Source organism: Xenococcus sp. PCC 7305, assembly GCF_000332055.1.
Lineage (GTDB): Bacteria > Cyanobacteriota > Cyanobacteriia > Cyanobacteriales > Xenococcaceae > Xenococcus.
The window spans coordinates 1-2687 of the sequence record NZ_ALVZ01000017.1 but is presented as its reverse complement, the minus strand read 5'-3'; the positions used below and the strand labels follow the sequence as shown (position 1 = coordinate 2687).

At 35.0% G+C, this 2687-nt stretch carries 3 protein-coding genes and 1 pseudogene; 1 reads left to right on the top strand and 3 read right to left on the bottom strand.

Annotated elements, in window-relative coordinates; all coding sequences use genetic code 11:
• Nucleotides 1–429 (bottom strand): hypothetical protein (locus XEN7305_RS00195; RefSeq protein ID WP_006507267.1); only part of this gene is annotated, 429 nt, incomplete at its 3' end.
• Between the two features lie 376 nt (nucleotides 430–805).
• On the opposite strand from XEN7305_RS00195, the gene XEN7305_RS00190 reads away from it, so the two are divergent.
• Nucleotides 806–1369: a hypothetical protein gene (locus tag XEN7305_RS00190; protein WP_006507266.1), complete on the top strand. Its 564-nt coding sequence runs from the start codon at nucleotides 806–808 to the stop codon at nucleotides 1367–1369.
• A 102-nt stretch (nucleotides 1370–1471) separates the two neighbouring features.
• Here XEN7305_RS00190 and XEN7305_RS30165 read toward each other — a convergent pair.
• Together XEN7305_RS30165 and XEN7305_RS00175 are read right to left on the bottom strand one after the other, a co-directional pair.
• Nucleotides 1472–2223: pseudogene (locus XEN7305_RS30165) on the bottom strand (transposase); the annotation flags it as partial.
• The gene (locus tag XEN7305_RS00175; protein WP_006507263.1) at nucleotides 2214–2588 is read right to left on the bottom strand and encodes a transposase; all 375 of its coding nucleotides are present in this window, start codon (nucleotides 2586–2588) and stop codon (nucleotides 2214–2216) included. The gene XEN7305_RS00175 and the pseudogene XEN7305_RS30165, both read right to left, overlap by 10 nt.
• Between the last annotated feature and the right edge of the window lie 99 nt (nucleotides 2589–2687).

The following is a 2687-nucleotide window of genomic DNA, read 5'->3' as shown; positions in this document are numbered from 1 at the left end:
ATTTTCAAAATGAAAATTAAACTTTTCTACGTTTATTCCAAACCCTAATAATCTCTGACTGGTTTGATAGGTGTCATTATAAATTGTCGTGTATAAACCAATGCTATTGTTTCTATCCGTATTGTTACTACTAAGAGACCAATCATAATTGTCTAAAAGACCTTTTGTCTTACCGAATCCCTGAGTTAACCCAAAAGTTAATTGACTTTCACGACCAGATTGGTTTGTCTCTATATGAGAAAAATTCTTATACAATGACCAACTTAAAAATGCTTCGGTATCAATATTATTATTTCTACCAAAAGAACTAATATTAAAACCAATTCGATTTCCTTGAGTGCTAAATTGATGACTAATACCAACCCGAAAGCCATAGTTACTATTAGTTTTTAATGAGAATATTTGGGCTAAAACAATACAACACCACATAAAATAATATATTATTCAATTCACTTTTCATTGCAAAATAGTCTAAATTAAACAAATTAGCCATCCATTATGTCATATTTTTGCATGAATATATTTACTTATTAAATACAACATTTGTTGAAAGCTTCATCAAATTTTATAAGGGAATATCTTATATAAGTTTTTCGCTGAACCTTATTCTATTAATTCAAATATATGTATCTGAATTAATAGAATAGATACATGTCCAGAACTATTAAATATCAAATATTTGATGCATCAACAGGTTTTTACAGTCTTAGACAAATGAGCGCATACTCCCGGGAGCTAAACTTTTATTTCCAAAGCCTATTAACCATTAAGCCTTACCAATAATACTAAAAAGGAGATGAAAATTATGAGTTTTACAAAAAGCCTAGAAAGATATCAAATAAATCAAGAACCCAATGTTACTATCTTAACAGCATCTCCTGATGATCAACGTTTCACACCATCTATGTTGGAGGCGGTAGATAAGGCAGCTCGCCAACTTGAAGATATTATCGAAGCCGCACGTAAAAACAATATTTCTACTGTAGCGATTATGCCTTTTCAAAAGATTGATGATTATTCTAAATTTACGGGTGATGAGCAATTAGCAGTCTTTATAAACAATGACATAAAAAGAATAGAGTGTCTGGCTTTTATGGAAGAGCTACAACAATTGACTGAATGTGGTGAAGGTGGTTTAAGACGCTACTTTACTGAGGGATCGGCATACGCAAAATATATAGAGGGCTATGACAAAGATAATTTATCTATTGCCGCAGAAACGCAACACAAAAATAAATTGATTTTAGAACAAACAAGACAGCTTGTTTCAGTTTTGGATAGATTATCACAAACCCCTGAGGGACAGCTGTTGATTCGCCAAGCCCGCGAGCTCTTAAGCCTTAACAATGACACTAAAGTACGACTATAAAGTATAGGCTTTTAGAGCGTTTAAACGAACGTTAGATGAATTAAGAACCCAATTTTATCATCGACAAGAGATTGTCAAATAGTTTGTGTCAGGAGTAAATACCTATAAAGGAAATCTACCCTCAAATTCAATCGCAAATCGATTCAAAGCACTTTTCCAATTTCGAATTGGCATTGTCCATTTCTTTGAAATATTGTTGATTGCTAGAAAAATTACTTTCATCACCGACTCATCGGTTGGAAAAGAACGATGATTGCGTAAAACTTTTCTCAGAGTCATGTTCATAGATTCAATGGCATTGGTGGTATAAATCGCCTGACTGCCTGACACATCTATGCCAATCCCTTGATTTTTCGTAAAAATTGGATTTTTCCAGTCCCATGTATCAATGGTTTCAACTGATCGCGTTACCCTAAAATCGCCTTTGAACAATAACTCACAAACACCTTACAGAGTAAGGCTTTAAGGTACTTGTGTCAGGCAGTCAGATAAATCGCTTTACGTATATCGTGAGGAAAAGCAAAGAAGGGAATTACTCTCTCCCAATGATTCAGCTAAGATTTAGCGATCGTGGGATATTGCTGGTCCCAAGACTCCCCAAATTCGACTAAAGCCTGTTCCGCCTCGGATTCAGTATTAGCTCCATAAACTTTTTTCAGGTCAGCAGCGACAGCTTTTCGGTCTTTGTAAGAAACATATTTGAGGGAATTACGAACTAAATGCACAATACATAATTGCACTCTGGTTTGGGGAAATACGGTTTCAATCGCTTCAGGAAATCCGGTTAAGCCATCGACACAAGCGATGAAGATATCTCTAAGAGAGCATGTTTGATAATTTAAAACTAGGTAGAGAATTGACTGGAAGAACTCCAAGTTAAACGTCTTAACATAAGATTTATCATGGCAATATAAATCATGGTTTCGCTGGTAGTCGGTAAATATTCATAATCTTTGCTTAAACGACGATATCTTCCAAACCAACCAAAAGTGCGTTCCACGACCCATCTTTTAGGTAAAACCTCAAACCCTTTGCTGTCTTGATTCCGTTTGATGGTTTCGATTATCCAATTAAACCAACGTTTAACCCAGAGCTGTAATGGTTGACCATCATATCCTCCATCGACCCAAATTACTTTCAAGTTTGGGAAGAGGTGCCGAATCTTGAAAGAGAGTAATTTAAAGCCTCTACGCTCTTGAATTGATGCACTATGTACCATGATTATACCAATTCGCGTTCTAAAACGTAATTCTCAAATGAGGAAAGTAAGTCATAGATTTAAGCTGTTCAGGAACAGAATTGAAAAAGTTGAGACCTT

Bases quoted from the DNA above. Each gene is read 5' to 3' on its own strand.
- XEN7305_RS00190 (WP_006507266.1), top strand. From the start codon at position 806: ATGAGTTTTACAAAAAGCCTAGAAAGATATCAAATAAATCAAGAACCC.
- XEN7305_RS00175 (WP_006507263.1), bottom strand. From the start codon at position 2,588: ATGGTACATAGTGCATCAATTCAAGAGCGTAGAGGCTTTAAATTACTC.